Consider the following 3,838-nt stretch of genomic DNA (forward strand, 5'->3'; position numbering starts at 1 on the left):
CCGCTGCGGCGGCGGCCTGCGGCGGCTGCGCGGCCGGATTGATCCAGCAGGTATGAACGTGGTCGCTCAGGCTGTTGCGCACCTTGTCGTCGATCTGGGCGCCGAACCGGGTCAGGCAGCGGAACGCCGCCTGGATATGGCCGCCGGGACAGCCGAAGCGGTCGTAGAGGTCGAGATGGCGGAACGCGGTATCGAGGTCGTCGACCCAGACCAGCTGCACCACGCGGCGGCCGAGCCAGACGCATTCCGGATTGCCGGCCGGCCCATTGATCGCCTGCGCTGCTTCGGAGAACTGGTCGACCTTGCGCTGGTTGTCCTTGGCGGCGTCGGACGGGGCTGGCTGACCCGGTTTGCCGGCCTGGTCCTGGGCGCCGCTCTGGGCCAGGCTGGAGCCGGTACCGATCAGAAATAACAGCGCGGGAACTGCGAGATGGCGCAAAACCTTACTTCTTAGCTCAAGCACCCGTCGACGCATAAAATCCCCGATTTGTTGCCTGCTTGCCACGCTGCCGCCAAAGCATGGGTGATGCCGTCCAAATGGGTCCCCAATGCGGCGAAGCCAGGCTCTAGCCAAGTTCGACCCATGACGCGTATTTCGGATTTTGTCCAGCAAAGTCACAATATTATCGCTTCGTGGTAAAATCCACACAGGCCGGCCAACCCGCGATATCCGAACTGCCCCGCTAGCCGACCCGCGCGCGAGACCCGGGCTTGGCACCCGCTCCTGGCTGCCGCTCTCGGTCGTCGCTCTTGGCAGATGGCGGACGACCAGCTAATCGACGGTCCCCGGCTAAAAGGACTGGACCAATTTCTTTTCGGATGCCACTGGCGCTTCTGCTCGTTTCCCTGGGGACGATTGCCGCCGTGTGGTGGTGGCTGGCGACGCCGATCACGCTGGCGCGCGCCCCGATCGATCCCAATGCCAAGCTGCAATGCGTGTCCTATGCGCCGTTCCGCGGCGCGCAGACCCCGCTGCAGTCGACCGCCCGGGTTCCGGCCGGGCAGATCGAGCAGGACCTGGCGCAGCTCGCGGGCATCTCCGAATGCATCCGCACCTATTCGGTCGAAAATGGCCTGGATCAGGTGCCCGGCATCGCCGCCAAGGTCGGCCTCAAGGTCATTCAGGGAATCTGGCTCGGCAGCGACCGGCTCAAGAACCAGGCGCAGATTGCGACCGTGGTTGGACTAACCAAGCAATATCCCGGCGTCATCACCGCCGTGGTGGTCGGCAATGAGGTGCTGCTGCGCGGTGAGATGACGAGCAATGATCTTGCTGCCACCATCCGCTCGGTGAAGGCCCAGATCACCGTGCCCGTCACCTACGCCGATGTTTGGGAATACTGGTTGCGCAACCGGGAAATCTACGACGCCGTCGATTTCGTCACCATTCATATCCTGCCTTACTGGGAAGACTTTCCGATCCGCGCCAAATTCGCCGCCGCCCATGTCGACGCGATCCGCCAGCAGCTCGCGGTGGCGTTTCCCGGCAAGGAGATCCTGATCGGCGAGACCGGCTGGCCGAGCGAGGGACGGATGCGCGAGGGCGCGCTGCCGTCACGGACCAACCAGGCCCGCGTGGTCTCGGAGATCCTCAGCCTCGCCAAGCAGGAGAACTTTCGCGTCAACCTGATCGAGGCCTATGACCAGCCCTGGAAGCGAAGGCTCGAAGGCACGGTCGGCGGCTATTGGGGCCTGTTCGATTCCGTGCAGCGGGCCCTGAAATATCCTCCGGGCAAGGCCATCAGCAATTTCCCGCTCTGGAAGTGGCAGATGGGATTTGGCATGGGACTGAGCGTCCTGGTGTTCGCCGCGGCTGGGCTGACCTTGCGCCGGCGGCCCTGGATGCCGCCGCGGACATCCTGGATCGCGGTCGGAATTTCGGCGACGGCGGCCGGAATCCTGCTCGGGGTGGCCTGCGACAAGATGTTTTATGAAAGCTACGGCTTCGGCGGCTGGCTGCAGTGGGGCGCGCTGCTGGCTGCCGCGACCGCCTCGCCGCTGTTGTGTGCCAACGCCCTGATGGCGGGGCGGGCGCTACCGACCTTTCTCGACCTGTTCGGCCCGGACGACGGCCGCAGCCGGTCGTTCCTGACGACCCTGTTGGGATTGTCACTGGTTGTGACCGCGCTGATCGGCGCGGAGACCGCAATCGGCTTCGTGTTCGACCCGCGCTACAAGGATTTTCCCTATGCGGCGCTGACCATGGCGGTGCTGCCGTTCGCCACCCTGGCGCTCAACCGTCCGCAACAGGGCGCCCGTCCGATCGCGGAGGCGGTGTTCGCCGGGCTGTTGGCGATGTCGGCGCTGTTCATCGTGGTCAACGAGGGCTCGGCCAACTGGCAGTCGTTGTGGACCTGCGCGATCTACGCCCTGTTCGCGCTTACGCTGTGGCGGGCGCGGGTCGCGCAAATCCCAAAATGAGCAGCCCGATCGCAAGTCCCGACAGGTTGACATTATAAAGTACGACGCCGAGGCCCGCGGCGATCAAGCCGCCGGTCAACAGCACGATCGACGGCCGGATGACGTGCAGCACAGCGATCACCAGCGCCACGATGCCGAACACCGAGTTCTGGAAAAGCACCGTCGCCAGCGTGCGGGATTTGCACAGCACGGTGCGCAGGCCGGCGTCGCAGGACAGCGCCACGGTGGAGAATTAGATGCCGAGGTAGCGCAGATAGAGCGCGTAGCCGACGGTGACGAAGCCGACGACCAGCAGCCACTGCACCTGATAGGGGGTCAATCGAAACGGGATCTTTTTCATGGGCCGGGACTATGATCGGCAACGGGGGACGGGACAAGCCCTCCGTTGACAAGTCCTCCGTTGACAAGCCCTGCGTTGAATGACGGACATGCGCACACCCGCAAGCGCTTCGCAGCGCCGGTTGACATGTCCTAATGCCTGCCGAACAGCGACGAGAATGTCGACGACGGAGCCGGTGCTTCCGGCTTCGGCGCGGGTTCGTCGTTCTGGCTGTGCCGCTGGCCGCCGTGCCGGTAATAATAGGACGGCGGTTTGCCCGCGGCAGCGGGCTTGATCGCCGGCGGCGATTGCGGTTCGTCATTGCCAAGCGCGAGCCGCTGACCGTCGAATACGGTGGTCTCGCAACTGCGCTCGCTTTCGGTCAGGACGGCGCAGATCCTGGCGGCCGCTGCGGCGTCACGCAGCGGACCGGCGGCCAGCCGAAGCTGCATGCCGAGCCCAGAACTGCTCTCCTTCAGCACGATGATGGGATGCAGCTCCGCCAGCGCGGCATTGCCTTTCACGAGCCCGCGCCATAGCGCGCGCAGGCCGCCGATCGAATTGGCGCTGCCGAGATCGACGGCGAAGTCTGTGCGCTGGACAGGAACGTCCGCAGGCGCGGCGTCCGCAGCCTTCCCCTTGGCGTCCTTCGGCGAGTGATCCTTCGCGTCCTTTGTCGAGGCTTCTGTCTTGGCCTCCATCTTGGCCTCGCTGGCGGCCGGCGACGGCATCGCGCTGCTGGCATTGGCCTCTCGCGCGGGCTCCATCAGCTTCGCCGCGGCAGGATCCGGCGGTCCCATGACCAGTTTCGAGGGCAACAGCGGCGCCGGCGATGCCCAGCTCATGGGCGTGGACGGGGCCGCCGGCGACGGCACCGGCGGGGGGACCAGGGCCATCGCGGCGGATGGGTCGGGCCTTTCTTCGGGCTTCATCTCAGTCTTGATCGCAGTCCTGATCTCAGCCTTGATCTCCGGCTTGGGCTCGGGCCGGCTTTCTTGTCTGCTCTCTTGCCTCGACGCCAGCTCTGCGCGGCGTTTTTCGGCCGGAGCCGCTGGCGACGCGGCTGGAGCCACTGTTGCGACAGCTGCCGTCGTCACC

The 3,838-nt window shown here is 65.4% G+C and carries 3 protein-coding genes and 2 pseudogenes; 2 read left to right on the forward strand and 3 right to left on the reverse strand.

Features of this window, described 5'->3' with window-relative positions; all coding sequences use genetic code 11:
* Positions 1 to 475 (reverse strand): beta-1-3, beta-1-6-glucan biosynthesis protein (locus WCB02_RS20750; RefSeq protein WP_423960963.1); only part of this gene is annotated, 475 nt, incomplete at its 3' end.
* Between the two features lie 344 nt (positions 476 to 819).
* Between WCB02_RS20750 and WCB02_RS20755 the strand changes: the two genes are divergently transcribed.
* Entirely contained in the window at positions 820 to 2,421 is a 1,602-nt protein-coding gene (locus WCB02_RS20755; protein ID WP_423960966.1) for a beta-(1-6) glucans synthase, read from the forward strand.
* Here the strand turns inward: WCB02_RS20755 and WCB02_RS20760 are convergent.
* Positions 2,381 to 2,761 (reverse strand): annotated as a pseudogene (locus tag WCB02_RS20760) (hypothetical protein). The gene WCB02_RS20755 and the pseudogene WCB02_RS20760 sit on opposite strands and share 41 nt — an antisense overlap.
* Before the next feature lie 131 nt (positions 2,762 to 2,892).
* Positions 2,893 to 3,441 carry a hypothetical protein gene (locus WCB02_RS20765; protein WP_423960968.1) on the reverse strand — a complete coding sequence of 183 codons (549 nt, stop codon included), beginning with the start codon at positions 3,439 to 3,441 and terminating at the stop codon, positions 2,893 to 2,895.
* Between the two features lies 1 nt (position 3,442).
* On the opposite strand from WCB02_RS20765, the pseudogene WCB02_RS20770 reads away from it, so the two are divergent.
* Positions 3,443 to 3,838: pseudogene (locus WCB02_RS20770) on the forward strand (hypothetical protein); the annotation flags it as partial.

The sequence above is a fragment of the Bradyrhizobium sp. genome (genome assembly GCF_049581145.1).
Classification (GTDB): domain Bacteria; phylum Pseudomonadota; class Alphaproteobacteria; order Rhizobiales; family Xanthobacteraceae; genus Bradyrhizobium.

What these genes read in the sequence shown, in the direction of transcription:
- WCB02_RS20755 (WP_423960966.1), top strand. Translation starts at nt 820, where the DNA reads ATGCCACTGGCGCTTCTGCTCGTTTCCCTGGGGACGATTGCCGCCGTG.
- WCB02_RS20765 (WP_423960968.1), bottom strand. Translation starts at nt 3,441, where the DNA reads ATGGAGGCCAAGACAGAAGCCTCGACAAAGGACGCGAAGGATCACTCG.